At 69.4% G+C, this 25,900-nt stretch carries 24 protein-coding genes; 4 read left to right on the top strand and 20 right to left on the bottom strand.

Annotated features, from left to right (window positions below; genetic code table 11):
• Positions 1–2 precede the first annotated feature (2 nt).
• The 9 genes from moaE to DFR40_RS04310 form a co-directional block, all read right to left on the bottom strand.
• On the bottom strand, positions 3–455 hold the full coding sequence (moaE, locus tag DFR40_RS04270; RefSeq protein WP_121457230.1) for a molybdopterin synthase catalytic subunit MoaE: 453 nt from the start codon (positions 453–455) through the stop codon (positions 3–5).
• Positions 456–457: 2 nt separating this feature from the next.
• Positions 458–2,032 (bottom strand): peptide chain release factor 3, encoded by a 1,575-nt coding sequence (locus tag DFR40_RS04275; RefSeq protein ID WP_121457231.1) that lies wholly within the window; start codon positions 2,030–2,032, stop codon positions 458–460.
• A gap of 66 nt (positions 2,033–2,098) precedes the next feature.
• Complete coding sequence (locus tag DFR40_RS04280; protein ID WP_121457232.1) at positions 2,099–2,563, bottom strand: DUF411 domain-containing protein; 465 nt, start codon at positions 2,561–2,563, stop codon at positions 2,099–2,101.
• A 10-nt stretch (positions 2,564–2,573) separates the two neighbouring features.
• Positions 2,574–2,945 carry a hypothetical protein gene (locus DFR40_RS17335; RefSeq protein WP_121457233.1) on the bottom strand — a complete coding sequence of 124 codons (372 nt, stop codon included), beginning with the start codon at positions 2,943–2,945 and terminating at the stop codon, positions 2,574–2,576.
• Positions 2,946–2,970: 25 nt separating this feature from the next.
• On the bottom strand, positions 2,971–6,075 hold the full coding sequence (locus DFR40_RS04290) for an efflux RND transporter permease subunit (RefSeq protein ID WP_121457234.1): 3,105 nt from the start codon (positions 6,073–6,075) through the stop codon (positions 2,971–2,973).
• Positions 6,076–6,088: 13 nt separating this feature from the next.
• Positions 6,089–7,198: an efflux RND transporter periplasmic adaptor subunit gene (locus DFR40_RS04295; protein WP_121457235.1), complete on the bottom strand. Its 1,110-nt coding sequence runs from the start codon at positions 7,196–7,198 to the stop codon at positions 6,089–6,091.
• Entirely contained in the window at positions 7,195–7,701 is a 507-nt protein-coding gene (locus DFR40_RS04300) for a hypothetical protein (RefSeq protein ID WP_121457236.1), read from the bottom strand. Before DFR40_RS04300 ends, DFR40_RS04295 begins: the two co-directional genes overlap by 4 nt.
• 4 nt (positions 7,702–7,705) lie before the next feature.
• Positions 7,706–8,923 carry a TolC family protein gene (locus DFR40_RS04305; protein WP_121457237.1) on the bottom strand — a complete coding sequence of 406 codons (1,218 nt, stop codon included), beginning with the start codon at positions 8,921–8,923 and terminating at the stop codon, positions 7,706–7,708.
• A 97-nt stretch (positions 8,924–9,020) separates the two neighbouring features.
• Positions 9,021–9,413 carry a hypothetical protein gene (locus DFR40_RS04310; RefSeq protein WP_121457238.1) on the bottom strand — a complete coding sequence of 131 codons (393 nt, stop codon included), beginning with the start codon at positions 9,411–9,413 and terminating at the stop codon, positions 9,021–9,023.
• Positions 9,414–9,538: 125 nt separating this feature from the next.
• Here DFR40_RS04310 and DFR40_RS04315 point away from each other — a divergent pair, with 125 nt between their 5' ends.
• Positions 9,539–12,523 (top strand): bifunctional diguanylate cyclase/phosphodiesterase, encoded by a 2,985-nt coding sequence (locus DFR40_RS04315; RefSeq protein ID WP_121457239.1) that lies wholly within the window; start codon positions 9,539–9,541, stop codon positions 12,521–12,523.
• A 1-nt stretch (position 12,524) separates the two neighbouring features.
• Here DFR40_RS04315 and cowN read toward each other — a convergent pair whose 3' ends face one another.
• From cowN to DFR40_RS04335, 4 genes are all read right to left on the bottom strand, one after another.
• Positions 12,525–12,842, bottom strand: a complete 318-nt coding sequence (cowN, locus tag DFR40_RS04320) for a N(2)-fixation sustaining protein CowN (RefSeq protein WP_121457240.1) — start codon at positions 12,840–12,842, stop codon at positions 12,525–12,527.
• 77 nt (positions 12,843–12,919) lie between these two features.
• On the bottom strand, positions 12,920–13,573 hold the full coding sequence (locus DFR40_RS04325; protein ID WP_121457241.1) for a Crp/Fnr family transcriptional regulator: 654 nt from the start codon (positions 13,571–13,573) through the stop codon (positions 12,920–12,922).
• Between the two features lie 90 nt (positions 13,574–13,663).
• A complete protein-coding gene (locus DFR40_RS04330; protein WP_121457242.1) occupies positions 13,664–14,512 on the bottom strand; it encodes a D-hexose-6-phosphate mutarotase in 849 nt (282 codons plus the stop codon).
• Complete coding sequence (locus tag DFR40_RS04335) at positions 14,496–14,837, bottom strand: DUF3301 domain-containing protein (RefSeq protein WP_121457243.1); 342 nt, start codon at positions 14,835–14,837, stop codon at positions 14,496–14,498. The genes DFR40_RS04330 and DFR40_RS04335 overlap by 17 nt, the downstream gene beginning before the upstream one ends.
• 23 nt (positions 14,838–14,860) lie before the next feature.
• Here DFR40_RS04335 and DFR40_RS04340 point away from each other — a divergent pair, with 23 nt between their 5' ends.
• Positions 14,861–15,706, top strand: coding sequence for a 23S rRNA (adenine(2030)-N(6))-methyltransferase RlmJ (locus tag DFR40_RS04340; protein WP_121457244.1), 846 nt, complete (start codon positions 14,861–14,863; stop codon positions 15,704–15,706).
• On the opposite strand, the gene DFR40_RS04345 is transcribed toward DFR40_RS04340, so the two are convergent.
• Complete coding sequence (locus DFR40_RS04345) at positions 15,699–16,892, bottom strand: DUF3095 domain-containing protein (RefSeq protein WP_121457245.1); 1,194 nt, start codon at positions 16,890–16,892, stop codon at positions 15,699–15,701. The two genes, DFR40_RS04340 and DFR40_RS04345, sit on opposite strands and share 8 nt — an antisense overlap.
• A gap of 4 nt (positions 16,893–16,896) precedes the next feature.
• Positions 16,897–17,253, bottom strand: coding sequence for a nucleotide pyrophosphohydrolase (locus tag DFR40_RS04350; protein ID WP_121457246.1), 357 nt, complete (start codon positions 17,251–17,253; stop codon positions 16,897–16,899).
• Positions 17,254–17,375: 122 nt separating this feature from the next.
• Between DFR40_RS04350 and DFR40_RS04355 the strand changes: the two genes are divergently transcribed.
• Positions 17,376–17,897, top strand: a complete 522-nt coding sequence (locus DFR40_RS04355) for a gamma carbonic anhydrase family protein (protein WP_121457247.1) — start codon at positions 17,376–17,378, stop codon at positions 17,895–17,897.
• Here the strand turns inward: DFR40_RS04355 and DFR40_RS04360 are convergent.
• From DFR40_RS04360 to DFR40_RS04370, 3 genes are read right to left on the bottom strand one after another with little or no spacing between them, the layout of a single operon-like run.
• Positions 17,894–18,655, bottom strand: coding sequence for an alpha/beta fold hydrolase (locus DFR40_RS04360; RefSeq protein ID WP_121457248.1), 762 nt, complete (start codon positions 18,653–18,655; stop codon positions 17,894–17,896). The two genes, DFR40_RS04355 and DFR40_RS04360, sit on opposite strands and share 4 nt — an antisense overlap.
• Positions 18,652–19,506 carry an alpha/beta fold hydrolase gene (locus DFR40_RS04365; protein WP_121457249.1) on the bottom strand — a complete coding sequence of 285 codons (855 nt, stop codon included), beginning with the start codon at positions 19,504–19,506 and terminating at the stop codon, positions 18,652–18,654. Before DFR40_RS04365 ends, DFR40_RS04360 begins: the two co-directional genes overlap by 4 nt.
• Before the next feature lie 27 nt (positions 19,507–19,533).
• Positions 19,534–21,831, bottom strand: coding sequence for a DNA internalization-related competence protein ComEC/Rec2 (locus DFR40_RS04370; protein WP_121457250.1), 2,298 nt, complete (start codon positions 21,829–21,831; stop codon positions 19,534–19,536).
• A gap of 61 nt (positions 21,832–21,892) precedes the next feature.
• Here DFR40_RS04370 and DFR40_RS04375 point away from each other — a divergent pair, with 61 nt between their 5' ends.
• Complete coding sequence (locus DFR40_RS04375; RefSeq protein ID WP_121457251.1) at positions 21,893–22,432, top strand: DUF2062 domain-containing protein; 540 nt, start codon at positions 21,893–21,895, stop codon at positions 22,430–22,432.
• Here DFR40_RS04375 and DFR40_RS04380 read toward each other — a convergent pair.
• A complete protein-coding gene (locus DFR40_RS04380; RefSeq protein WP_121457252.1) occupies positions 22,424–23,731 on the bottom strand; it encodes a phenylacetate--CoA ligase family protein in 1,308 nt (435 codons plus the stop codon). The genes DFR40_RS04375 and DFR40_RS04380 overlap by 9 nt on opposite strands.
• 100 nt (positions 23,732–23,831) lie before the next feature.
• A complete protein-coding gene (locus DFR40_RS04385) occupies positions 23,832–25,814 on the bottom strand; it encodes a methyl-accepting chemotaxis protein (RefSeq protein WP_170160153.1) in 1,983 nt (660 codons plus the stop codon).
• Positions 25,815–25,900: the final 86 nt, after the last annotated feature.

Consider the following 25,900-nt stretch of genomic DNA (forward strand, 5'->3'; position numbering starts at 1 on the left):
TTTCATTTCTGCCAGCGCGCCGCGGCGCTGTCGTCAGTGTCGCGGGCATCGACCCAGCGCCCGCCGTCGGCTGTCGCTTCCTTCTTCCAGAACGGCGCCCGCGTCTTCAGGTAGTCCATGATGAACTCGCAGGCGGCAAACGCCTCGCCGCGATGGGCACTGGTCACCGCGACCAGGACGATCTGGTCGCAGGGCCTGAGCGGCCCGACACGGTGGATCACCAGCGCGTCGTAGATGTCCCAGCGCCCCCGGGCTTCCGCGACGATTTCCTCGAGCGCCTTCTCGGTCATGCCCGGATAGTGCTCCAGCGTCATCTCCGAGACGCTGGCGCCATCGTTGAGATCGCGGACCAGGCCGAGGAAGCTGGCCAGGGCGCCGACCCGGGCGTCGCCGGCGCGCAGCGCGGCCAACTCGGCGCCGACGTCGAAATCCTCCTGCTGGACACGTACCGTCATCGTCAGATCACCTCGCGCGCTTCGAGGAAGCGCAGGTTGGGATATTTTTCCTTGACCATGTTCAGGTAGACATTGTTCGGCGCCAGGTAGACCGGGTCGTCGGCCCCGTCGAGGGCGACGTTGGCGCTATAGCGCTCGGACAGCTGCTTGAGCTCGCCGGCGTCGCCGTGGATCCAGCGCGCCGTCGAACAGTTGTAGCTTTCGAAGATGACCTGAACGCCGTATTCGTTCTCCAGACGGCTGGCGACGACGTCGAACTGCAGCGTGCCGACCGCCCCGAGGATCAGGTCGGTGCCCGACAAGGGGCGGAAAAGCTGCGTCGCCCCTTCTTCAGCAAGTTGTTGAAGACCTTTCTGCAATTGCTTGATCTTCAACGGATTTGCAATGCGCGCCAGGCGGAAATGTTCGGGCGCGAAAGACGGGATGCCGGTGAAGCGCAGGTCCTCGCCCTCGGTGAAGGTTTCGCCGAGGCGGATCGAGCCGTGATTGGGAATGCCGATGATGTCGCCCGGCCAGGCTTCGTCGGTGGTCGAGCGGTCACGCGCCATGAAGGTGATGGCGTTGTTGATCGACAGCGTCTTGCCGGTGGCCACCTGCTTGACCTTCATGCCCCGGTCGAAACGGCCCGAGCAGACGCGCAGGAAGGCGATCCGGTCGCGGTGCTTGGGGTCCATGTTGGCCTGGATCTTGAACACGAAGCCCGAGAACTTCGGCTCGTTCGGCTCGACCTTGCGCGTCACCGCCGGCCGGGCAATCGGCGCCGGCGACAGGTCGACGACGGCATCGAGCAGGCTCTGCACGCCGAAGTTGTTCACCGCCGAGCCGAAGAACACCGGCGACTGCTTGCCGGCCAGGTAGGCCTCGGCGTCGAAGGTATGCGAGGCACCGCGCACCAGTTCGATGTCCATGCGCAGTTCGTCGGCCTGCGAGCCGATCAGTTCGTCGAGGCGCGGGTTGTCCAGCCCCTGGATGATCTCGGCCGTGCCCTTCTCGGCCTGCGGGTCGAAGAAGGCGATGGCGTCGTCGTAAAGGTGGTAGACGCCGCGGAAACGCTTGCCCATGCCGATCGGCCAGGTCATCGGCGCGCACTGGATGCCGAGCACCGACTCGATTTCGTCGAGCAGGTCGATCGGTTCCTTGCCTTCGCGGTCGAGCTTGTTGATGAAGGTCAGGATCGGCGTGTCGCGCATGCGGCAGACGTTCAACAGCTTGATCGTCTGTGCCTCGACGCCGTTGACCGAGTCGATCACCATGGTTGCCGAGTCGACGGCGGTCAGCGTGCGGTAGGTATCTTCCGAGAAGTCCTCGTGGCCCGGCGTGTCGAGCAGGTTGACCATGCACTCGCGGTAGGGGAACTGCATCACCGACGAGGTCACCGAGATGCCGCGCTGCTTTTCCAGCTCCATCCAGTCCGAGGTTGCATGGCGCGAGGCCTTGCGGGCCCGCACTTCGCCGGCCACCTGGATGGCGCCGCCGAACCACAGCAGCTTTTCGGTCAGGGTGGTCTTGCCCGCGTCAGGGTGGGAAATGATCGCGAAGGTACGGCGACGGGAAATTTCTTGGTCGAGCTGGCTCACGGTTGGGCAGGAAAATTGGGAAAGGCGGCGATTATACCCGCAGCCCCCGGCCTTCCCCAGATTGCCCTAGCGATAGCTGGCGAACACCGCCGCCGTCGCGTCGCGCTGGACCAGCAGGACGTCGTAAGGGTCGCGGCGACCGTTGTAGGCCGGTCCGTCCATGCCCGGCGAGCCGACCGGCATGCCGGGCACGGCGAGGCCGATGGCGCTCGGCCTGGTAGCCAGCAGGCGGCGGATGTCGTTGGCTGGGACATGGCCTTCGAGCAGGTAGGCACCGACCTTGGCGGTATGGCAGGAGGCGTAGCGCTCGGGCATGCCCAGCTTGCGCCGGGCGCCGTCGAGGTCGCCGACCTCGTAGGCGCGGACGGCAAAGCCGGCGCCTTCGAGATGGGCGATCCAGTCCTTGCAGCAACCGCAGTACGGACTCTTCCAGACCTCGACCAGGACCTTGGCCGGCGCCGCCAGCGCCAGCCCGGGCAGGCCGAGCGCGAGCGAAGCCAGCAGCAGCCGGCGGCGTTCGATGTTGGCCATCAGCGTCTCCTTACTTGACGACCGCGCGCGCCTGCAGCGGCTTCTGGCCCGGCCAGACGACATTGAGCAGCAGCTTGTCGCCGGCGGCGAGCGTCCCCTGCCCTTGCAGCAGATCGTTGCCGGCCGGCTTCAGTTCGATCTCGCGCTTGGCGCCGCCGGAAAGCACCGTCAGCTTGCCGCTGGCACCGGCGGTGGCGACCGGCGCGCCGTGGTTGCTGACATGGACGGTCAGCCCGCCGTCCTTGCCGACGATCTCGAACTGGGCGTGACCGGCTTCGGCGACGATGCCGCCGTGCATCGGCTGGCCGTGGGATTCATGGGCGATGGCGACGTTGACGGTCAACGCGGTGGAAAGGCAAAAAACGGAAATCAGCTTGTTCATGGGTTTTCTCCTGGCAAATGAAAAATCAGAGGGCTTCGTTGAAATTCTCGCGCTGCAGGCGCTCGGCCGCCTTGCGACCGAACAGCCAGAACAGCGCGGGGGTGATGAAGGTGTCGAGCAGCGTCGCGCCGACCAGGCCGGAAAAGATCACCACGGCAACCGGATGCAGGATCTCGGTGCCCGGCTGTTCGGCCTCGAAGAGCAGCGGCGCCAGCGCGAAGGCGGCAACCAGCGCGGTCATCAGCACCGGCGTCAGGCGTTCGAGCGAACCGCGGACGATCATCGCGGTGTCGAACTGCTCGCCCTCGAAACGCATCAGGTTCAGCCAGTGGCTGACCTTGAGGATGCCGTTGCGGGTCGAGATGCCGGCCAGCGTGATGAAACCGATCAGCGCCGCGATCGACAGCGGCTGCCCGGACAGCCACAGGCCGAAGACGGCGCCGACCAGCGCCAGCGGCACGTTGGCCATGATCAGCGCGGCGAGCAGCGCCGAACGGTAGCGGCCGTAGAGGACCATGAAGATCAGGATCGCCGAGCCGACGGCGAGCACCGCGATCAGCCGTGCCGCCTCTTCCTGCGCCTGGAACTGGCCGCCGAGGGTGATGAAGTAGCCTTCCGGCAGCGGCTGTTCGGCGATCGCCGCGCGGATGTCGGTGACGACGTCGGACAAGGCCCGCCCCTGCGCGTTGAGCGAGATGACGATGCGCCGCCGGCCGTCGTCGCGGATCACCTGGTTCGGTCCGTCGCCATCCTCGATGCGCGCCAGCTGGGCCAGCGGCACAGGCCCGGCCGGCGTCTCGACGAGCAGGCCGCGCAGGCCGTCGATGCCGCGCGCGCTTTCCGGCAGGCGGACGAGCAGGTCGAAGCGGCGGTTGCCGTCGACGATCTGGGTGACCTTCTCGCCATCGACCAGGATCTGCAGGTTGCGCAGCAGCTGCCCGGACGACAGCCCGTAGCGCGCCGCCGCGTCGAAATCGACATGGACCTTGATCTGCGGCGCCAGCACCTGCTTCTCGATTTCCAGGTCGGCAACCCCGTCGATCCGCTGCAGGCGCTGCTGCAGCAGCGCAGCCTGGGCTCGCAGCGTGTCGAGGTCGTCGCCGAAGACCTTGATCGCCACCTGGGCGCGCACGCCCGACAGCATGTGGTCGATCCGGTGCGAGATCGGCTGGCCGAGGTTGAGGCTGCCCGGCAGGTCCTTCAGGCGCTGGCGGATGTCGGCGTGCAGTTCGTCCTTGCTGCGCCCGCCCGGCTTCAGCCGCAGTTCGAGCTCCGAGACATGGACGCCCTCGGCGTGCTCGTCGAGCTCGGCACGGCCGGAACGGCGGCCGATGTGCTCGACCTCGGGTACCGACAGCAGCAGGCGTTCGGCCTGGCTGGCGATGCGCACCGATTCGGCCAGCGTGACGCCGGGGTTGAGGCGCAGCATCACCGTCATCGAACCCTCGTTGAACGGCGGCAGGAAGGTGGTCGGGAAGAAAGGCACGGCGGCAGCGGCCAGCACGACCGCCGCGACGGCCAATGCCACCGGCCGGCGCGGCGCCCGCAGCACCGCTTCCAGCGCCCGCCGGTAATGGCGCTTCAGCCATTCGACCAGGCGCGTGTCGCCGTGGCGGCCGGCCGCCAGCTTCGGCAGCAGGTACCACGAGAGCACCGGCGTCACCGTCACCGAGACCAGCAAGGAGGCCAGGATGGAGACGATGTAGGCGATCCCGAGCGGCACGAACAGCCGTCCCTCGATGCCCGGCAGCGCGAACAGCGGGACGAAGACCAGGGCGATGATCAGCGTCGCGTAGACGATCGCCGAACGCACTTCCAGCGAGGCGGCGACGACCAGTTCGGTCAGGTTGAACGGCGCGCCGCGCGCCGCCGCGTTGCGCAGCCGGCGCAGGATGTTCTCGACGTCGACGACGGCATCGTCGACCAGCTCGCCGATGGCGATCGCCAGGCCGCCCAGCGTCATCGTGTTGATCGACAGGCCGAGCCACTTGAAGACCAGCACCGCGATCAGGATCGACAGCGGGATCGCCGTCAGCGAGATCAGCATCGTGCGCAGGTTGCCGAGGAAGAAGAACAGCACCGCGGCGACCAGGCAGGCGGCAAGCAGCAGCTTGGCCTGCAGGTTGGCGATCGACGACTCGATGAAATCGCCCTGGCGGAAGACGACTTGCGGCGCCAGCACGCCGGCCGGCAGGCTCCGGCTCATTTCGGCCAGCGCGCTTTCCAGGCGGCGGGTCAGGTCGACGGTGTCGGCGGTCGGCTGCTTCTGGATGCTCAGGATCACCGCCGGCGCGCCGTTGAAGCCGGCGTCGCCGCGCTTGGTGGCAGCGGCGAAGGTCACCGCGGCGACCTGACGAAGCAGCACGGCCTGGCCGCTTCTGGCGGTCAACGCCAGGTTTTGCAGGTTTTCCAGGCTGGCGCTGCGGCCGATGTGGCGGATCAGGTATTCGCGCCCGTTCACCTCGAGGAAACCGCCCGAGGTATTCGCCGAATAGCCGCTCAGCGCGCCTTCGAGCATCTCCAGCGTGATCCCGAGTTCGGCCATGCGGCGGGTATCGGGCTGCACCTGAAACTGGCGCACCTCGCCGCCGATCGGGATGACCTGGGCGACGCCGGCGACCGCCATCAGGCGCGGCCGCAGCACCCAGTCGGCGAACTCGCGGGCGGCCATGGCATCGCCGCGGGCAGGATCGAGCGGGATCGCCAGCATCATCACCTCGCCCATGATCGACGATACCGGCCCCATGCCCGGCACGACGCCGGGCGGCAGCGTGCCCTGCAGCGCGGTCAGGCGCTCGGCGACCATCTGCCGGGCACGGTAGAGATCGACGCCCCAGTCGAAGGAGACATAGACGAAGGACAGGCCCGGACTCGACACCGAGCGCACGCCGGCAACGCCGGGCAGCCCGTTGAGCGCCGTCTCGAGCGGGAAGCTGACCAGTTGCTCGACTTCCTCGGCGGCCATGCCGCCGGATTCGGTCATCAGCGTCACGGTCGGCTTGTTCAGGTCGGGAAAGACGTCGACCGGCAGCCGCTGCGCCTCGAAGGCGCCGTAGGCCATCAGCAGCACGGCCGCGACCAGGACCGGCAGGCGGCTGGCCAGGCTGTTGTTCAATAACCACTGGAACATGATGCGGCCTCGCTCAACGGATCTGGTTGATCAGCGTCGCGCCGTCGACGACGACGCGGTCGCCGTCGGCCAGGCCGTCGGTGACGAGCACGCGACCGCCATCGAGCGGCTGGCTGCGCACCGGTTTCGGCGTGAACCGTTCGGGCGCGGTCTTGACCCAGACCATGGCGACATTGGCGGCGCTGCGTACCAGCGCGCGTTGCGGCACCGGCCAGCCGTTGACGGTCGACTTCAGTTTGACCTGGATTTTCACCGGCTGGCCGAGCGGCAGCAGCAGGCCGAGGCCGTCACCGCGCTGGCCGAACTGCAGCGGCAGCGCCTGCTCGCGCAGGCGGCGGGCGGCGCCGAGGAAAGCGAGCTCGACGCTGCGCTCGCCGACGCCAACCGTCGCCGCCAGCACCTCGCCGGGCGCCAGCGCCTCGTAGGCCAGCGCCTCGATCTGCAGGCCGTCGGGATCGACGATCTCGAACACCACCTCGCGCGCATCGACCACCTGCCCGACCACCGCGTTGGCCGCGGCGACGACACCGGCGACCGGAGCGACCAGCGCATCGCGGCCGCTGACCCCGTGGCCGAGCGCGGCGACCCGCCCCTTGAGGCTGGCCAGTTCGCTCTCGGCGGCCTCGATGTCCTTGCCCGGCACGGTGTCGGCGAGTTCGCGCAGGCGGGCCAGGCGTTTTTCCGCCAGTTGCCGCGCCGCCTGCGTCTCGGCCAGCTGCGCGGCGAGATCGGCGCGCTCGAGCTGGCCGGCGGCGGGCACCACCCAGGCCAGCACCTCGCCCTTGCGCACCCGGCTGCCGACCGCCGGCAAGCCCTTCGGTCCGGCCTCGATGCGCCCGGCGAGCATCGCCTGGACGCGGCCGCCGCGCTGCGGATCGACCACCACCTGGCCGGGCAGTTCGATCGCCCGCGCCTCGGCGGCAGCGGCGACCGGCACCGTCAGCACGCCGAGCTGGCGCTGCGCCGCCTTGGGCAGGAAGACGACGCCGTCGGCCAGGCGCTGCGGCGTGTTGCCGAGATTGGGCAGGGCCGCCTTTTCGTCGCCATGGTCGTGGCCTTCGTGCGCCGCCAGCGGCAGCGCGCAGGTGGCGGCCAGACAAGCGATCAGAAGTTCGCGCTTCATGCCGCACCTCCCCGGCGCTGCGCCAGCCGGCGCCAGCCGAAGCCGGCCGCCAGCAGGCCGAGGCCGCCGAGCAAGGCGCCGCCGGCCAGCGGCGACAGTCGCCAGGGTGCCGGCTCGGCGCCGTGATCGTGGTTTTCGACGACCAGATCGCCGGCCAGCAAGTCGGCTTCGTCGCCGACCAGCAGCGTGAACGCCAGGCCGTGCTCGCCGTCGGCGCGCAGCGGCTGCAGCCAGGCGGGGTCGGCGATGCGGTAGGCACCGGCGGCGGCATCGAAGACGGCAGCGACTTCCTTGCCGCCGGCCTCGACCGCCAGCGTCGCGTTGAGCACCGGTGCGTTGGTCGGTGCACGGTCGACGTGCAAAAGCAGTGAATTTTCGTCGAGCCGGCCGACGATCTCGAAAGCCTCGCTTTCGGCGACGACGACCGGCAACGGGCCGGCGGCCTGGGCTGGGAGCAGGACGCTGACGGTCAACCCGGCAAAAAGGTGTTTTTTCAGATTCATGATTTCATTCCGGTAGCAGGCCGAGGGCCTGGCGATAGGCCGACAGCGCGGCGGCCTGCTGGATGCGCGCGCGGCTGGCGGCGCGTTCGGCGGCTAGGGTTTCCTGGGCGATGCGCAGGCGCGTCGGCAGGTCGCTCTCGCCGAGGCGGAAGGCCTTGTCGAAAAATGCCTGCGTCTCGCGCGCCAGGCGGGCCCGCTCGTCGCTCGCCTGGCGCCGGCGTTCGGCCGCCTGCCACTGGCTGCGCGCCAGTTGCGCGGCCTGCTGCAGGCGCTCGCCTTCGCGCCCGGCGGCGAGCTCGGCCTCGACCCGGTCGGCGCCGGCTTCGGCGATCGCTGCCGTGTGCCGCGGCCCTGATGCGAGCGGGATGCGCAGGCCGAGCGACCAGCTGCGCTCGGCGGCTTCGCCGCTGGCGCCACGTTCGCGGCGGGTGGCCACGGTCAGCTCCGGATTGGCCCGGCTGCGCGTGCGCGCCAGTTCCTGGGTCTGCCGCGCCTGCTCGGCGCGGGCGTTAAGCTCGGCCAGCGCCGGATGAGCGGCCAGCCAGTCGGCAGCCTCCGCCGGCGGCATTTCCGGACGCAGCTCGACGACGCCGGGCGCGCTGCCGGTCAGCCACTGCAGGCGGGCGGCGGCGGCTTCGACCCGGACCGCCGCCTCGGCCTGATCGGCCTCGGCCGCGGCCAAGGCGCCGGCCGCCTGGTGCAGGTCGGCACGGGCCAGGTCGCCGGCGGCAACGCGGCGGGCGACGTCGTCGCGCAGGCGGGCGGCGCTGGCCGCCGTGGCCTCGGCGAGCGCCGCCTCGTCGCGGGCCAGCTGCCAGTCCCACCAGGCAGCACGCAGCTCGCCGGCCAGTTGCAGGCGCAGGCTGCCTGCTCGGCCTTCGAGCAGGCCGCTGTCGGCCGCCGCCAGCGCCCGGCTGGCACTGCGCTCGCCGGGCAGCCACAGCGGTACGGCGAGACCGAGCTCGACTTCCTCGGCACCGCGGTCACGGTTGAAACGGTCGCTGCGGCCGCCGATTTCAAGCGCCGTCGGTTCCGGCGTCCACGCCGCGGCGGCATCGAGACGGGCAGCCGCGGCGCTGCGCTGGAGCGGCAGCGATTGCGACAGGGGATGCCTGGCCCAGGCCGCGGCAAAAGCCTGCGGCAGGGTGGCCAGGGGTTCGGCGCGGACCGGTTCGACCAGGACCAGCGCCAGCAAGACAAGGATTCGCGCATTGCAGCGCATGGGAAATCTCCGGCTGGATGGAACACAGCCGGCGCTTTGCCGTTGCCGGCTCGAACGAGCCGGACTACAGGAAATTCAACGGATCAGCCGCCGGCGCTCAGGCGCCGGCAACTCTGGGCGGTCGTTCGAGACCGTCGGGAACGCGCGAGGAAAAACGCCGGTTGTTGCGATCAACCGCAAGATCGTCGCGTACCGGCAGCGGCAACATCAGGTTGCCCGCCACCTGCCCCGGCAGATGCCCGAGGATGTGCCCGGGACAGCAGTGGTGATGGCGTTCGCCGCAATCGTCGCCGGCATGCGCGGCATGCTCGGCGCAATCGGCACAGTCGGCTTCGCCGCCGTGCAGCATGGCATGGGCGTTTTCCGCACTCGCCGCCTGCGCCTCACCGACCAGGCCGCCGGCCGACTGCCAGCCGAAACCGGGCGCGAGCACGGTCAGCGCCAGGACGATGGCGAGCAATCGGGAAAAGGAAGCGAACAGGTGGCGCATGGGCGGCAACTATAGACCAAGTCGCCGCCCCGGAAAACCGGCGCAGATCAAAAAATCCGGCGGCGCAACCGCCGATCGTCTTGTGCTATCGTTTCCGAAACGTCCCGGATGCCGCCACCGATGCCATGAATCCGCTCGTCGACAACGCCGTGCCGCTGCGCCAGAGCCTGCGCGTCCGCGTCGGACTGCTGGTCTGCGGCGCCGTGCTGGTCGTCGCCGGCGGCTTCGTCGGACTCGGCTTCGGACCGCTGGCCGAACGCATCGCCGCCAGCCATTTCGCGACCGCGACGACCCGCCTGCAGGCCGAACTCGACCTCGCCTTCAGCCCGGCCAACCGCCTGCTCGAGATGGCCGATGCCTGGCTGGCCCGGACCCCGCCGGCGATCGACGACCCCGATGCCTTCAACCACCTGTTCGAGCCGGTGCTGCGCGCCCTGCCCAAGGCCACCTCGGTGGTCGCCGGCGACAACGAGGGGCGTGGCTGGATGCTGCTCGAACTGCCCGACGGCGGCTGGCGCAACCGCCTCACCGACCGCGCCCGCTGGGGCGAGCGGCAGCGCTTTCTCGAACGCGACGCCGCCGGCCACAGCCGCGAATACTGGCAGGAACTCGACTACGACCCGCGCCGGCGCGACTGGTACCGCGCCGCCCAGGCCGGCGACGGCATCCGCTGGACGGCGCCCTACATCCTGTTCACCACCGGCGACCCCGGCATCACCGCCGCCCGCCGGATCAGTCTCGACGACGGCCGCCAGCTCGTCCTCGGCATCGACCTGATGCTGCGCGACCTGTCGGCGACGACGATGCAGGCCAGGGTCGGCGAGCACGGCCTGGCCCTGGTCCTGACCGAAGACCTGCGCGTCCTCGCCCTGCCCGCCGCCGCAGCCACCACCCCGGCGCAGGCGTGGCTGGCGAAAGTGCTCAAGCCGGCCGGCGAACTCGGCCTGCCGGCCCTCGACCGGGCCCTCGCCGAATGGCGCGAACGGCCCTTCGACAACGTCCGCCGGGTAGCCGGCGAGGATGGCGGCTGGTTCGTGCGCATCGTCGATTACCGGCTCGGCGACCAAACGCTGCACCTGGTCACCCTCGCCCCCTGCGCCGATTTCGCGCCCGACTGGCTGTCCGCCGGCGGCATCGCCGCCGCCGGCCTGCTGGCGATGCTGGCCCTGGCGGCCCTGGTCGTGCGCCAGCAGGCGCGACGCATCGCCCGGCCGCTCGAGGAGCTGGCAGCGGCCAGCAGCCGCATCGGCCAGCTTGATTTCACACCGCCCAGCCTGGTGCGCAGCTCGATCAGCGAAATCCGCCAGCTGGCCGCTGCCCACGACGGCATGCGACGCCTGCTGCAGCAGAACCACGCGCAGATCACCGCCCAGGCCGACGAGCTGCGCCAGCAGATCGCGGCGCTGCGCCAGGCCGAGGAAAAGGTGCGCGACAGCGAGGCCTACAACAAGCTGCTCTTCTCCGACTCGCGCATCCCGCTGGTCGTGCTCGACCCGGAGAGGGGCTGCTTCATCGACTGCAACCAGGCCGCCGCCGACATCTACCGCTACGGCGACCGGCACAAGGTCATCGGTCTGCGCCCGGCCGACGTCTCGGCCCCCTACCAGTCCGACGGCCGGGCCAGCCCGGCGGCGATCGACGAGAAGATCCGCAGCGCGCTGGCCTGCGGCTCGCTGGTCTTCGAATGGCGGCATCGCCGCCCGGACGGCGAACGCTGGGAGGCCGAGGTGCACCTAATGGCCTTCCACCACGGCCCGCGCCAGTTGCTGCAGTTCAGCCTGCAGGACATCACCGACCGCAAGAAGGCGGCGCAGGCGCTCGAGCACCTGGCGCTCTACGACCCGCTCACCGAGCTGCCCAACCGCGCCCTCTTCCTCGATCGCCTGCAGCAGGCACAAGGTCTGGCGACACGCAACGAGGGCAAGGTCGCGGTGCTCTTCCTCGACCTCGACCGCTTCAAGGAAGTCAATGACACGCAGGGCCACGAAGTCGGCGACGCGGTGCTGCGCGAGGTCGCCCGCCGTTTCCGCCACGTGCTGCGCCAGAACGAACTGCTCGCCCGCCTCGGCGGCGACGAATTCGCCGTCGTCGCGCCCACCGTCGAACATGCCGGCGCCGCCTACATCGCCGACCGCCTGGCGCACGCGCTCGACGCGCCGATCGCCGCTGCCGGCCACGTCTTCTCGCTCGGCGTCAGCATCGGCATCGCCGTCCACCCGAACGACGGCGGCACGCCCGACGAGCTGCTGCGCAACGCCGACATCGCCATGTACCGCGCCAAGGGCGGAGCGCAGCGCTACATGTTCTACGACCCCGGGATGAGCAGCGGCCTGGCCGAGCGCATCGCCCTCGCCCGCGACCTCAAGGCGGCACTGCAGGATGGCGACGGCGAGTTGGCACTGGCCTTCCAGCCGCAGTTCGACCTCGCCTGCAACCGCCTGGTCGGCGCCGAGGCCCTGCTGCGCTGGCAGCATCCGCAACAGGGTGCGATCAGCCCGGGGGTCTTCATCCCGATCGCCGAAGAGCGCGGGATGATGCCGCTGCTCAGCACCTGGGTCATCGACGCCGCCTGCCGCCAGCTGCAGGCCTGGCAGGCGGCCGGCCTGGCCTTCCCCGGCCGCCTCTCGATCAACATCGCCGCCCAGCAGGTCGAGGACGCCACCTTCCCCAAGCAGGCCGGCGAGCGCATCGCGCAGCACGGCCTGACGCCGGCACGCTTCGAGCTCGAACTGACCGAGAGCGGGATGATGCGCAACATCGACCTGGCCATCGAACTGGCCAACCAGCTGAGCGCCGCCGGCTTCTCGCTGGCAATCGACGATTTCGGCACCGGCTACTCGTCGCTGGCCTACCTGAAGCGCCTGCCGGCCGACAAGCTGAAGATCGACCAGTCCTTCGTCCGCGACATGCTGGTCGACCGCAACGACCACGCGATCGTCGCCACTGTCATCGCCATGGGCCGCACCCTCGGCCTGCGCACAATCGCCGAGGGCATCGAGAGCGCCGAACAGGCAGCCGCGCTGCTCGAGCTCGGCTGCCAGGAAGGCCAGGGCTACCTGCTCGGCCGCCCGGTAAGCGCAACGGTCTTCGCCGAGCGCTGGCTGCGCTGAATCAGCAGCATTCCTCCTCGACCTGGAAGAGCAGTTCGAGCGCTTCCAGGTCGTGGCATTCCTCGAAGAACTCGCGGATTTGGTTGATGTGCGAATGAACCAGGAAGAGGTCGTCGGGCGCCGGCCCGCTCTTCGGCGTGCGCTTGGCCATGAAGTAGTTCCAGAACGGCTGCTCGCGGCCGCTGGCGACGATGTTGCGGGCGATCATCTCCATCACCCGACGGGCATTGCCGGCACAGTCGATGCCGTCGAAACTGACATAGCGGTCGGTATTCCTGCTGCAGCCGCAAGCCGGCTGGCGATCCTGGGCGGTTTCCATCGGTGGCTCCTTGAACGGTCGATGGCGGCATCTTGCCAGCCGACGCCGGGGCGCGTCCGTCGGCTGGCCGACAGTCGCTAGATTTCGGCGCCGAGGCGGCGCAGGCTGTCGAGCGTGTGGATGTAGAGCACCCGCCGGCCCTGGCGACGGAGGATGCCGTCGCGCTCCCACTGGTTGAGCAGCGACGACACCGTCTGCCGGGTCGAGCCGAGCAGGCTGGCGATGTCCTCGGTACCGAGGTCGAGCGGCACCAGCCAGATGCCGCCGTCGAGCGGCCGCCCGCGGCGTTCGGCAAGGCCGGTGAGGAAGCGCGCCAGGCGTGCCGGCACCTCGCGGAAGGCGAGATCCTCGATCAGGTTGACTGCATTGACCAGGAGGCGGCCGAGGACGCGCATCATCACCGGCGTCACCGCCGGATCGCTGGCCAGCTTGCGCGCGAAACGGCGGGTTTCCATCAACCAGACGGTGGTCGGCACGACCGCCTCGAGATAGGTCGGCGTGTGGGTGGTGTAGATGTCGCCCGGCTCGAGGAAGCTCAGGCTGAGTTCGCGGCTTTCACCGGCCAGGTAGACGCGTAGCCGCCCCTGGTCGACGATCAGCACCTGGTCGCGGGCATCACCCGGCGTTGATAGCAGGTAGCCGCGGGCCAGTTCCTGGCGTGCGAAGCCCTCGAGCATGCCGGGCGGAATGCGGGGAAGCGAGACGACGGGCGCGGGTTCGACGGCGTTCATGGTCGACAGAAAGCAAGCCGCGGACCACCAGCCAAAGCGCGCCGGCAGGGGCATCCGACAGGCTTGCGCCTGTCGTCAACCCGACAAAGGCTACACCGCGACCAGCGTCTGCCGGCCGTACCACTCGTCGCCGGCGGCAAGCTGCTGGCGGGTGTCGGCAGCAGCGGCTTCGACACAGAGCAGGTGACGCCAGCCGTCGGCCGGCAGGTCGGCGAGCTTGGCGCACTTGTCGACCCAGGGATTCCACACCACGGTATCGGGGAATCCCTGCTGCTGGATGCCGAGGCTGAGGTTGCCGGCGCGCAGCAGTTGCGGCCGGCGGACGCGGCGGTAAATCCGGTCGGTTTCGCCGTCGACCGTCAACTCGGTGCCGCTGTCGCGCTGCACTGCGTCGGCGTTGGCCGCGTCGCGGTAATCGTGGCCGTAGAGGCCTTCGAGGGCGACGTCCTCGACCTGGACGACGCGCAGGTAGGTGTGCAGCGCGGCGGTGAATTCGAAGGGCAGCTCGCCGGTGTTGGCGACGCACAGTTCGAGGTCGATGCGGTCGGCTTCGAGCATCAGCGTCAGCTCGAGATTGAAGGCATGCGGCCACAGGGCGCGGCTGGCGGCATCGTCGCCGGTGCTCAGTGTGACCAGCGCGTAGTCGTCGCCGCTGCGGCGGGCGCTGACTTCCCACTGGCGGGTGCGGACCAGGCCGTGGCGGGGCAGCTCGCCGCGATCGGAGAACTGCGGGAAGCAGACCGGGACGCCGCCGCGGATCGCGACGCTGCCGTCGAACACCGCCCGCTCGGACAGATAGAGGCGCTCGCGGCCGTCGGGGGTGATCCAGGACAGCACCTGCGCGCCAAGCCTGGCGATGACCGCGCTGCTGCCTTGCGGGCCGTGCAGGCGCAGGGCCGGGATGCCGTGGAATTCGATGTCTTCAATGCCGGGTTTCATGGGTCTTGGGTACCACGTAGAGTTGGGGACGCAGGTGCAGGTACTCGACCGCATGGCCGAGCAGCACGACGCTGCCGTTGCGGCGGTTGTCGCCGGTATCGCTGTATTCGAAACGCAGCCGCCGGCGCAGGCGCAGGCGGCCGGCGTCATCGCGGGCCAGGCCGGCAATGTTGCCGATCGCGGTGTCGTCGAGGAACTGCAGGCCTTCCTCGGCGCAGGCGGCACGGGCGGCGGCGATGGCGACCTCGCGGGCCTTCAGCGAATCGAGCCAGAACCAGACGCCGGCGGCCGCCGCGAGGATGAAAATGCTTTCGTAAATGGGCATGGGGTCGAAGTATACTGCCTGCCATGCTCAGTTACCGCCACGCCTATCACGCCGGCAACCACGCCGACGTGCTCAAACACCTGATCCTGCTGCAGATCGCCCAGTATCTCGGCGAGAAACCTGCGCCCTTCTGGATCATCGACACCCACGCCGGTGCCGGCCGTTACGCGCTCGACTCGGCCCACGCCAGCAAGCTCGCCGAATGGCGCGACGGCGTCGGCCGGCTGTGGAACGCGACCAGCCTGCCGCCGGCCGCGGTCGATTACCTCGATTTCGTCAAGATGCTCAACCCGGACGGCCAGCTCAGGCACTACCCCGGCTCGCCCTGGCTGGCCCGTCAGCTGCTGCGCGAGAGCGACCGGCTGCGCCTGTACGAGATGCACAGCAGCGACGGCAAGCTGCTCCAGGAATGCTTCCATGGCGCCGGTCGCCAGGTCGCCATCACCGAGGGCGACGGCTTCGCCGGCCTCAAGGCGATCCTGCCGCCGCCGCCGCGCCGGGCGCTGGTGCTGATCGACCCCTCGTACGAGACCAAGGCCGACTACGCCAACGTGATCAAGGCGCTGCAGGAAGCGATGAAGCGCTTCCCGACCGGCACCTACGCGCTGTGGTATCCGCTGCTGCTCAAGCCCGAATCGCGCCAGCTGCCGGATCGCCTGAAGCGCCTGGGCGTGCCCAACTGGCTGAACGCCACGCTCGAAGTCAAGGCGCCGCCGCGCGACGGCTTCGGCATGTACGGCAGCGGCATGTTCGTCATCAACCCGCCGTGGACGCTGGAAAAGACACTGCACGAGACGCTGCCGGCACTGGCAACGCTGCTCGCCCAGGGGCCGGGCGCCCGCCACACGCTGGAAAGCCAGACTAGCTGAGCGCCTGCGGCGGCCGTGCCGCCGCCAGCTGGGCCTTGAGCTGGCGCGCCGCCAGCGCGTAGCCGCCCTCGCTGCCGTCGACGAAATGCAGATGGCGTCCGGCATGCGATTCGACCAGGCAGGTGATCAGCGCCTCGCGCGAGCTGTGCATGCCCCAGGCCAGCGCGCCGGCCGCCTGCTCGGCGGCGAGCCGGGCCTGCAGCGCGGCGATCTGCGCCTGGCTGGCATCGACGACCATGCGCAGGGCGCCGTCGAACTTGCGGAAATCGGTATTTGCCACCAGGTCGTCGCGGTAGCGGCTCCAGCGCACCGCCCGCGTGTCGATGCCGCGTGCGAACAGGTAGCAGCCGGCCAGGTTCTGCAGCAGGATGCGCAGCGCGTAGCCGGTTTTTGCCCAAAAACCGCGGTCGACCGTGCGCACCAGCGTCTCGCCGGCCAGCGCCCGCGGTGCGAAGGCGAGTTGCAGGCGCTGCGCGCGCAGCGGGTGGTGGGCGCCGAGGTCGCCGAAGATTTCATCGATCGCCGCCAGCACCCGGCCATAGGTGGCCTGGTTGACCGCCGGCTCGGGCGCGGTAGCGACGACGATCAGCGCCAGCTTGACGTCGCGGAAGCTGGGCACGTTCTGCCAGCGGCACTCGAAACCGGAAAAATCGGCCTGCGCCGGGCCGCCGTCGGGATCGACGCGGCAGACGCCGGCGCCCTCGCCCTTGACCCGACGCTCGGCCTCGTCCCAGCCGCGCCCCGAGAGCAACGGCTGGCTGACCAGCGGCGACAACGCCAGCTTGCCGATGCGCACCCAGTGGCCGTCGCGGCGCAGGTCGCCGACGCGGACCAGGCCGGCGCGCAACTGCAGGCCGAAGCTCGCGGCGGCCAGCCGCTGGGCGCCGCGCAAGGCAACGATGGCCGGCGCCCGCAGGCGCTCGGGCAGCGCGAAGGTGGCGCCGTCGCCGCCGAAGACGAACGGCAGCTCGAGGCTGCGCTCGAGGTTGGCGATCGCCGCGATGCAGGCGACACCGACGGTATTCACCTTCTTGTAGGCGCCATCGGCGATCGCCTGCGTCGAATCGACGACGTCGGCGATCGCCACCCACCAGTCGTCGGGCAGGTCGACGTGGGCGCGGGTATCGATCGCCTCGGCGAAGGCGACTGCCGCCGGCAGGTCGCGGTAGAAGCCGTCGTCGGCCATCGCCTCAGCCCAGTTCGGTGTATTTGGCGCGCGAGCCGCGGGCCTTGTCCACCGGGTATTTCTCGCCGTTCTTGACGAGCTTGGCGCGGGCCGCGGCGAGCAGGTCGATGCCGGCCTTGTCGGCGATCAGCAGCAGGTAGAGCAGGATGTCGGCGCACTCGTCGCGCAGCGCCTCGGCGGCCCGGGCATCGGCCGGCAGCGCCTCGATCTCGTCGTCGCGCCGCCATTGCGTCAGCTCGAGCAGTTCGCCGGCTTCGAGGTTGAGCGAGACGATCAGGTTGCGCAGCGAGTGGAACTGGCGCCAGTCGCGGGCGTCGCGGAAGGCCAGCAGTTCGGCGGTCAACGCGTTGAGGTCGGGCAATTGGGCTTCTCCGTCAGGGTCGACGGCATGATGCCAGCCGCCCTGCCCGCCAACAAGCCCGCCCGGTTTATCATGCGTTTTCACGGTCGACCGTGAAAAAACGACAATTTCCAGGAGACGCCATGCCCCTCTTCCAGCTTCCCGGCAAGACCCCGCAACTCGACGCCAGCGCCTGGGTCGCCCCGAACGCAACGGTGATCGGCGACGTCCGCCTCGGCGCCAACGCCTCGATCTGGTGGAACGCGACGCTGCGCGGCGACAACGATCCGATCCACATCGGCGCCAACAGCAACATCCAGGACGGCTCGGTGCTGCACACCGACGAAGGCGTGCCGCTGCACATCGGCGCCAACGTCACCGTCGGCCACCTGGTCATGCTGCACGGCTGCACCATCGGCGACGGCAGCCTGATCGGCATCGGCTCGGTGATCCTCAACCGGGCGGTGATCGGCAAGCACTGCATCGTCGGCGCCAACACGCTGATCCCCGAGGGCAAGGTCTTTCCCGAGCGCAGCCTGATCGTCGGCTCGCCGGGCAAGGTGGTGCGCCAGCTGAGCGACGACGAGGTCGCCAGGCTGGAGAAATCGGCGGCGCACTACGTGGACAACGCGGTGCGCTACCGCAGCCAACTGGTCGCGCTTTAGGCAAGCCCGCCGACGAAAGCGACAATCGCCGCCAGCACGGCCGCTTCCTGGTCGCGCTGCGGCGTGTGGCCGCAGGCGGCCAGCTTGAGCAGCGCGGCGCCCGCCACCCGTTCGCCGATCACCTCGATCTGGCGCAGCGTCGCATACTCGTCGTCCTCGCCCTGGATGGCCAGCACCGGACAGCGGATCGCCGGCAGGCAGGCCTCGATGTTCCAGTCGCGGAATTCCGGCGACAGCCAGCAGTCGTTCCAGTCGGCGAAGACGCGCGCGGCGTCGCGGTGGTAGCGCGCCAGTTTCTGCGGCCAGTCGCTGCTCGCCCAGAAGGCGCGGGCAGCGCGAATGCCGGCCAGGGTTTCGGCCTCGACGAATTCATGCGGCGCCATGGCGACGACGCCGGCGACCGCGTCGGGAAAGCTGCCGGCGTGGATCAGCGCGATGCTGCCGCCGTCGCTGTGACCGACCAGCACCGGTTTTTCGATGGCCAGCGCGGCGAGCAGCGCGGGCAGCACCTCGCGCGCCTCGCGGTGCATGTAGTCGGGACGCCGCGCCTGCCGATGCGGCTCGGAAGCACCGTAGCCCGGCCGCGAATAGACGACGACGCGGCAGCCACTGGCCGCCGCCAGCTTGTCCGGGAAATCGCGCCACATGGCGACGCAGCCGAGGCCTTCGTGCAACAGCACCAGCGTCGGCCGGCCGGCGGCGGTGGCGGGCAAATCGCGGTATTCGAGGCGAAGCGCGTTGACGGTCAGGTGTTTCATGCGCTCAACAGGAAATCGCGGACGACGGCGATCTGCTCCGCCGACTGGAACATCGGGGCATGCCCGACACCGGGAATTTCGGCCAGTTTTGCCCGTGGACCGCAATCGCCCATGCGCCGCCAGACCTCGGGCGCGAGCAGGTCGGATTCGCCGCCGCGGATCGCCAGCACCGGGCAGGCAATCGCCTCGTAAAGCGGCCACAGGTCGATGTCGCGATCGACGAAGGCGGCGCGGAACGGCTCGCCGATGCGCGGATCGTAGCGAAAGGCCCAGCGCCCGTCGTCGCGGCGGACGACGCTGCTCTCGGTGAGCGCGTACCACTGCGCCTCGGTCAGCGGCCCGAACGGCGCGCTGACCTGGCGAACGTAGGCCAGCGCCTCGTCGAAGCTGGCCCAGTCCGGATCGGCACCGACGTAGGCGGCAATGCGCCGGAGGGCGTCGACGGCGATCAGCGGCCCGACGTCGTTGAGCACCAGCCGGTGGATCGGCGACGAGGCCTGGGCCGCCAGCGCCATGCCGATCAGCCCGCCCATCGAGGTCCCCAGCCAATGCACCGAATCGACGTTGAGGCGGGCGATCAGCGTGACCATGTCGGCGACGTACTGCGGAATCGCGTAGCCGGCCGGATCGCGCAGGCGCCCGCTCTGGCCGCGGCCGACGACGTCGGGACAGATCACCCGGTAGTGGCCGCAGAGCGCCGCCGCCAGCGTGTCGAAATCGCTGCCGTTGCGGGTCAGGCCATGGACGCAGACAAGCACGCGCGGATTGTCGCGCTCGCCCCATTCGTAGTACGCCATCCGGTGCAGGCCCGAGGGACTCAGGCACTGGACGAGCCGTTGTTGTTTTGTCATCGCTCTCTTCCTCCTGTGCGAAATGTATCACCGTCCGTGCCAGTAGCGCCGATGCTGGCGGCGCCAGGCCTCGACCTCGACGCGCTGCGGCGCCAGGCGGATGCGCAGGGCGCCGTCGCGGTCGGTACGCCAGAGCCGGGCACCGCCGGCGGCATAGCGCGCGAGCACGGCCGGCCGCGGATGCCCGAAACGATTGCGGTAGCCGGCGGAAAACAGCACCTCGGCGGCGTCGACCGTGGACACGAAGGCCGCCGACGAAGCGCCGGCGGCGCCGTGATGCGGCGCCAGCAGCAGGTCGGCGTGCAGCGCGGCGGCGTCGCGGGCGATCAGCGCCGCCTCGTCGGCGGCTTCGATGTCGGCGGTGAGCAGCAGGCGGCGCTCGCCGGCGTCGATGCGCAGGACGCAGGAAAGCGCGTTGCGGCCCCGGCCCCGGTCGTAGTCGGCGGCGGCCGGATGCAGGATGAGGAAATCGACGCCGTCCCATTGCCAGCGCTGGCCGGCCTGGCAGCGCTCGCCGAACTCGGGCGCCGACGACAGCCAGCGGTCGACCGGCAGGGCGGCGCGCAGCGAGGCGGCGCCGCCGGCATGGTCGGCGTCGCCATGACTGACCACGACGCGGTCGAGACGCGCGACACCGAGCCAGCGCAGGTAAGGCACGAGCACCCGTTGCCCGGCATCGGCGTCGCCGCCGTAGAGCGGCCCGGGGTCGTAGACCAGCGCGTGACGCCGGGTGCGCACGACCACCGCCTGCCCCTGGCCGACGTCGAGGACGTCGATCCGCGCCTCGGCGAAGGGAATCGCCGCCGGCGGCCAGGCCACCGCCGGCACCACCAGCAGCAGGCCCAGCCAGCGCCCGGGCAGACCGCGCGGCAGCAGGCACAGCGCCACCCCGAGGCCGGCCAGGACGACCGCCCAGGGCGGCGGCGCCGGCGCCTGCCAGAGCGGCCAGGCGGCGCACCAGAAGAGAAAGCGCATGAGCAGGTCGAGCAACCCGTGCGCCAGCATCAGCAACGGCGGCCACGGCAGCACGGCGGCAAGCAGGGCCAGCGGCGTCACCGCGAAGCTGATCAGCGGCACCGCCAGCGCGTTGGCCAGCGGCGAGACCAGCGAGAACTGCTGGAACACCCACATCAGCAACGGCAGCGAGGCCAGCGTTGCCGCCCACTGGACGGCGCCCCAGCCGCGCAGGCGCTGGCCCCAGCCGGCACCGGCGGGAAGCGCGCTGCCGATGTAGAGCAAGGCGCCGACGGCAGCGAAGGAAAGCCAGAAACCGGCGGCCAGCGGCGCCCAGGGATCGGCCAGCAGCACCGCCAGCAGGGCCAGCGCCAGCGTCCGGCTGGGCGCCGGCTGGCGCCCCGACCACAGTGCCGCAGCAGCCACCAGCAACATGTACAAGGTCCGCTGCGCGGGCACGGCAAAGCCGGCGAGCAGCGCGTACGCCGCCGCGGCCAGGGCCGCCGCGAGCAGGCCGACGCGCTGCGCCGGGCAGAGCAGCGGCGCGCCCGGCAGGCGTCGCCAGAGCGCTGCCGCCAGCCAGCCGAAGAGGCCGGCGACCATGGTCACGTGCAGGCCGCTGATGGCCATCAGATGGGTCGTGCCGGTGCGGTTGAAGAGCGTCCACAAGTCGCCGTCGACCGCCCGCTGGTCGCCGACCGCCAGCGCGGTGAGAATGCCGCCCCACGGCCAGCTTTCGGCCGGCATCAGGCGGGTGAAATTACGCTGGACGACGGCGCGCAGCGCCTCGACGACGTAGGCCGGGCGCCAGACGAAGTCAGCCAGCTTGTCCGCCGGCCCCGGGCGGACGTAGCCGGTAGCGCGGATGCCGCGCTCGAGCAGCCAGGCCTCGTAGTCGAAACCGCCGGGATTGGCGCCGCCGTGCGGCCGCTTCAGGCGCACCGTGAGCCGCCAGCGCTGGCCCGGCTCGACTGCCGGCGCCGCCTGGCTGCTGTGATACCAGGCGAGCTGCAGGCGTTGCGGCACGACGGCGTTGACGGTCGACACCGTGTCCACGGCAAATTCGAAGCGCCAGCCCTGCGCGAACGGCTGCGGCAGGCCGGCGACACAGCCGGTGACGACGACGTCACGGCCTTCCCAGTCGGCACCGAGCGCGTCGTCGAGGCGCAGTTCGGCGCGCCAGCCGGCCCAGGCGACGCCGAGCAGGAAGCCGGCGAGCAGCAGCAGCGGCCGACCGATCCGGCGGCCGCCCAGCCTCGCCGCCAGCAGGCAGGCCAGGCCGGCGCCGAGCCAGGCCGCCGGCAGCGGCAGCTCGGCCCGGGTCTGCAACCAGAAGACGCCGGCGGCGAAGGCAAGGATGGCAAGGCGCATGCCAATATCATGGCACGAAGCGTCACAAACGGCGACGCCCTTGTTTTGCGATAATCGGCCGATGCGCCGCCTGCTGAAAAAATACCTGCCCGACCACGAGACGATCCGCCGCAACCGCTGGTTGCGCCCGTTCGAGAACAGCCTGCTGCATCCCCGCCTGTGGCATCTGAACCGTCGCTCGGCGGCCGGCGCCGTCGCCGCCGGCATGTTCTGCGGCCTGATCCCCGGCCCGCTGCAGATGCTCGGCGCCGCCTTCTGTGCGATCAAGTTCCGCGTCAACCTGCCGGTCGCGCTGCTGGTGACGCTCTACACCAACCCGTTCACGATCGTCCCGCTTTATCTGCTGGCTTATCAGATCGGTCGCCTGCTGATCGGCGACAGCGGCGGCTTCCTGGTGCCGCCGCCGCTCAATCCGGCCGACTTCGTCGCCTGGAGCCAGGCCATGCAGGACTGGATGCTGGCCGTCGCCCGGCCGCTGACGGTCGGGCTGATCGTCCTTGCCGACGTCCTGGCGCTGGCCGGCTACCTGCTGACGCGCGGCGCCTGGCGGCTCTACCTGGTCCGCCACTGGCACCGGCGCCGGCAGCGCAACTCAGCCTGACTTCCTGCGGTGGTCGATGACGCGGACCGCCTTGCCCATCGAACGCTCGACCGAGCCGGTTGGCTTGACGACCACCTGGCAGGAAACGCCGATGAAGTCCTTGATGTCCTTCTGCACCTTGGCGGCGATCCGGTCCATCGCCTCCTGGCCGCGCGCGAACAGCGGCGGGCTGGCCTCGACGTTGACCACCATCGAATCCATGAAGCCTTCGCGGAACACCTCGATCTGGTAGAAGGGTGACAAGGTCTCGGTACGCATCAGCACTGCCTCGACCTGGGTCGGGAAGACATTCACCCCGCGGATGATCAGCATGTCGTCGGAACGCCCCGAAATGCGCCGGATGCGGGCATGCGTGCGGCCGCAGCGGCACGGCGTGCGCTCGATCACCGAGATGTCGCGGGTGCGGTAGCGGAGGATCGGGAAGGCTTCCTTGGTCAGCGAGGTGAACACGATCTCGCCCTCCTCGCCGTCGGCCACCGGCTGGCCGGTATTGACGTCGACGCACTCGACCAGGAAATGGTCTTCCCAGATGTGCAGCCCCTTCTTGGCCTCGATGCACTCGATGCCAACGCCCGGCCCCATCACTTCCGACAGCCCGTAGATGTCGATCGCTGCCAGCCCGAGCCGCGACTCGATCTCGTAGCGCATTTCCTCGGTCCACGGCTCGGCACCGAAGATGCCGACGCGCAGCGCCAGCTTGCGCACGTCGACGCCGATGCTCTCGGCCTCCTCGGCGATGTTCAGCGCATACGACGGGGTACAGCATATCGCGGTGGCTTCGAAATCGGAGAGCAGCATGACCTGCTTCTGGGTCTGGCCGCCGGACATCGGTACGGTCAGCACGCCCAGCTCCTCGGCGCCGTAGTGCAGTCCGAGCCCGCCGGTGAACAGCCCGTAGCCGTAGGCGTTGTGCAGCCGGTCGCCGGGGCGCAGGCCGGCCGCAGCCAGACTGCGGGCGACCAGCTGCGCCCAGTTGGCGATGTCGCGCCGGGTATAGCCGACGACGGTCGGCTTGCCGGTGGTGCCGGACGAGGCATGGACACGGACGACCTGCTCGGTGGGCACGGCGAACATGCCGAAGGGGTAGTTGTCGCGCAGCTGCTCCTTCTTGGTGAAGGGCAGCAGGCGGGCGTCGGCCAGCGACTGGATGTGGTGCGGCTTGACCTCCAGTTCGTCCATCGCTTCGCGGTAGAACTTGACCGTCGCATAGCAGCGTTCGACGGTGCTGCGCAGGCGACGCAGCTGCAAGGCCTCGAGTTCCTCGCGTGGCAAGGTCTCGTTTTCGATATCGAAAATCATCAGTCATCCTCCCTGGATGCGTTTTTTTTGGTTGAGCGCAAAATAATACGCCCGCCGAAGCGGGCGTGGGCGGTGCCGGCGGGAGGAACCGGCTGGCCGTTCAGGTGCGGAAGCGGCCGACCTCGCTGTTGAGCGTTTCGGCCAGCTGGCGCAGGCCGTCGGCGGTCTGTGCGTTGCTGCCGGCGGCGGCGTTGTTTTCCTCGGCCATCTGGGCGATGCGCTCGACGTTCTGGGCGATCTCGGTGCTCGCCGCGGCCTGCTCGCGCAATGCGACGGTGATTTCCGACACCGCTTCCATGACCTTGCGCGAATGCGCCTGAACCTGGCCGATCGACTCGCCGGCGCGCTGCGCCTCGACGACGCCGACCGCGACCCGGTCGACGCCGTGCTTCATGCTGTCCACGGCGGTCGCCGTACCGGACTGGATGGCGGCGATCATCGCGGCGATTTCCTGGGTCGACTTGGTGGTCCGCTCGGCCAGCTTGCGCACTTCGTCGGCAACCACCGCGAAACCGCGCCCGGACTCGCCGGCGCGTGCCGCTTCGATCGCCGCATTCAGCGCCAGCAGGTTGGTCTGGTCGGCGATGTCCTTGATCGTGCCGACGATCGCCGAAATCTCGTCGGACTGCCGGCCAAGCGCCTCGACGCTGGCCGCCGAATGGTTCACCGAATCGGCGATGCTCTGGATTTCGATCACCACCTGGCGAACGATTTCACCGCCTTCGCCCGCCACCCGATCGGATTCGCGCGAGTAGGATTCGGCATCCTGGGCATTCTTGGCGATGTGATCGACGCCGACGGTCATCTGCTCGACCGAGGCCGCCATGCTCGAGGCCGAATCGCTCTGCGAGCCGGCGCTGCGGGAAATCTGCTGACTCGACGTGGCCAGGTCGCCGGAAGCACCGCGCAACTGGCCGACATCGGCCTGGATGCGGGCGAGCAACTGGCGGATCGAAGCCGCCATGTCGTTCAGGTCGCGGCCGGCGGCGTGCAGTTCATCACTGCCGTCGGTGGCGAAACGGACGGTCATGTCGCCGTCGGCCATGCGCTTGGCGCCGGTCGAGAATACCTCGACGGTACCGATCACCGAATAATAGGTACCGACCCCGAAATAGCTGACCAGAAGCAGGACCAGCGTGGACAGCGCCGCCTGCAGCATGAGCACGCGCTCGGCATGGGCCTTGCGCGCCTGCAACTGGGTCTCGAACTGCGGGATCAGGGTCTCGAACATGATCTTGTAGCCGAGGTCGATGACCTGCGTGGTCATCGCGAAGTAATCGGCCGGCTTGGTCGTGAAACGCTCGCCGAGAATATCGTCCTGGACCAGCTTGAGCACCTGCTGCGTCGCCTCGGTGAACTGGCCGGTCGGGCCGGACAGCGTCGCCTGCAGTTCGGGCGCGTACTTCATCGATTTTTCCAGGTTGGAGTTCTGCAGGCGCAGCGTGCCGCTCAGGCGATCGAGCAAGGCGGTGATCTCGCGGCGCATCTCGAGTGTCAGCTCGTGCGCGCTGAGCACGCCGGTACCGCGGGCCCGCATGATGCCAAGTGGCTCGAGCATGGCCGGCATCTTGTCAACGACGGTATCCATGAAATAGTAGGTATCGATCGCCGGATCCAGCGTCAGCTCGGTTTCGTCGGCCAGATCGACCATGAAGATCAGGATCTTGGCGATCATCTGTGAATGCCGCTTGAGATTCTCTGGCGCCTGCCAGCTCAGGCCGTTCTGGCTGATTTCCGACCAGTCGGCGCGGATCGCCTTCCAGGCCTCGCTGTCACGCAGCGTCGGGCTCAGCACCGCGTCAGTCTCGCGCACGGCCTTTTCGACTTCCTGGTTAACGGCGGCGCGCCTTTCCTTCATGGCCTCGTTGCCGTTGAGCACCCCCGACGACAGGCCGCGATGCTGCTGCATGTACTGCACTGCCCGGTTCATCGGCTTCAGCATCTGCAGCCCGACCAGTTCGTGCTCGGCGGTCTTGATGTCGCGACTGAGGTTGATGAACAGCGTGTACAACAGGACCAGCAGCACAAGGACCAGCGCACTGCCGAGAAAAATGAACTTGGCGCGAAAGCGCAGGCGGTTCATCAAAGCCACCGCAGGCATGAACAAGGCACGCATTTTTACCCCCCCTTGGCCAACATTACGGCCAAAAACTCACCAAAACAGCAAAA

The organism is Azonexus fungiphilus (assembly GCF_003634965.1).
GTDB classification, from domain to species: domain Bacteria; phylum Pseudomonadota; class Gammaproteobacteria; order Burkholderiales; family Rhodocyclaceae; genus Azonexus; species Azonexus fungiphilus.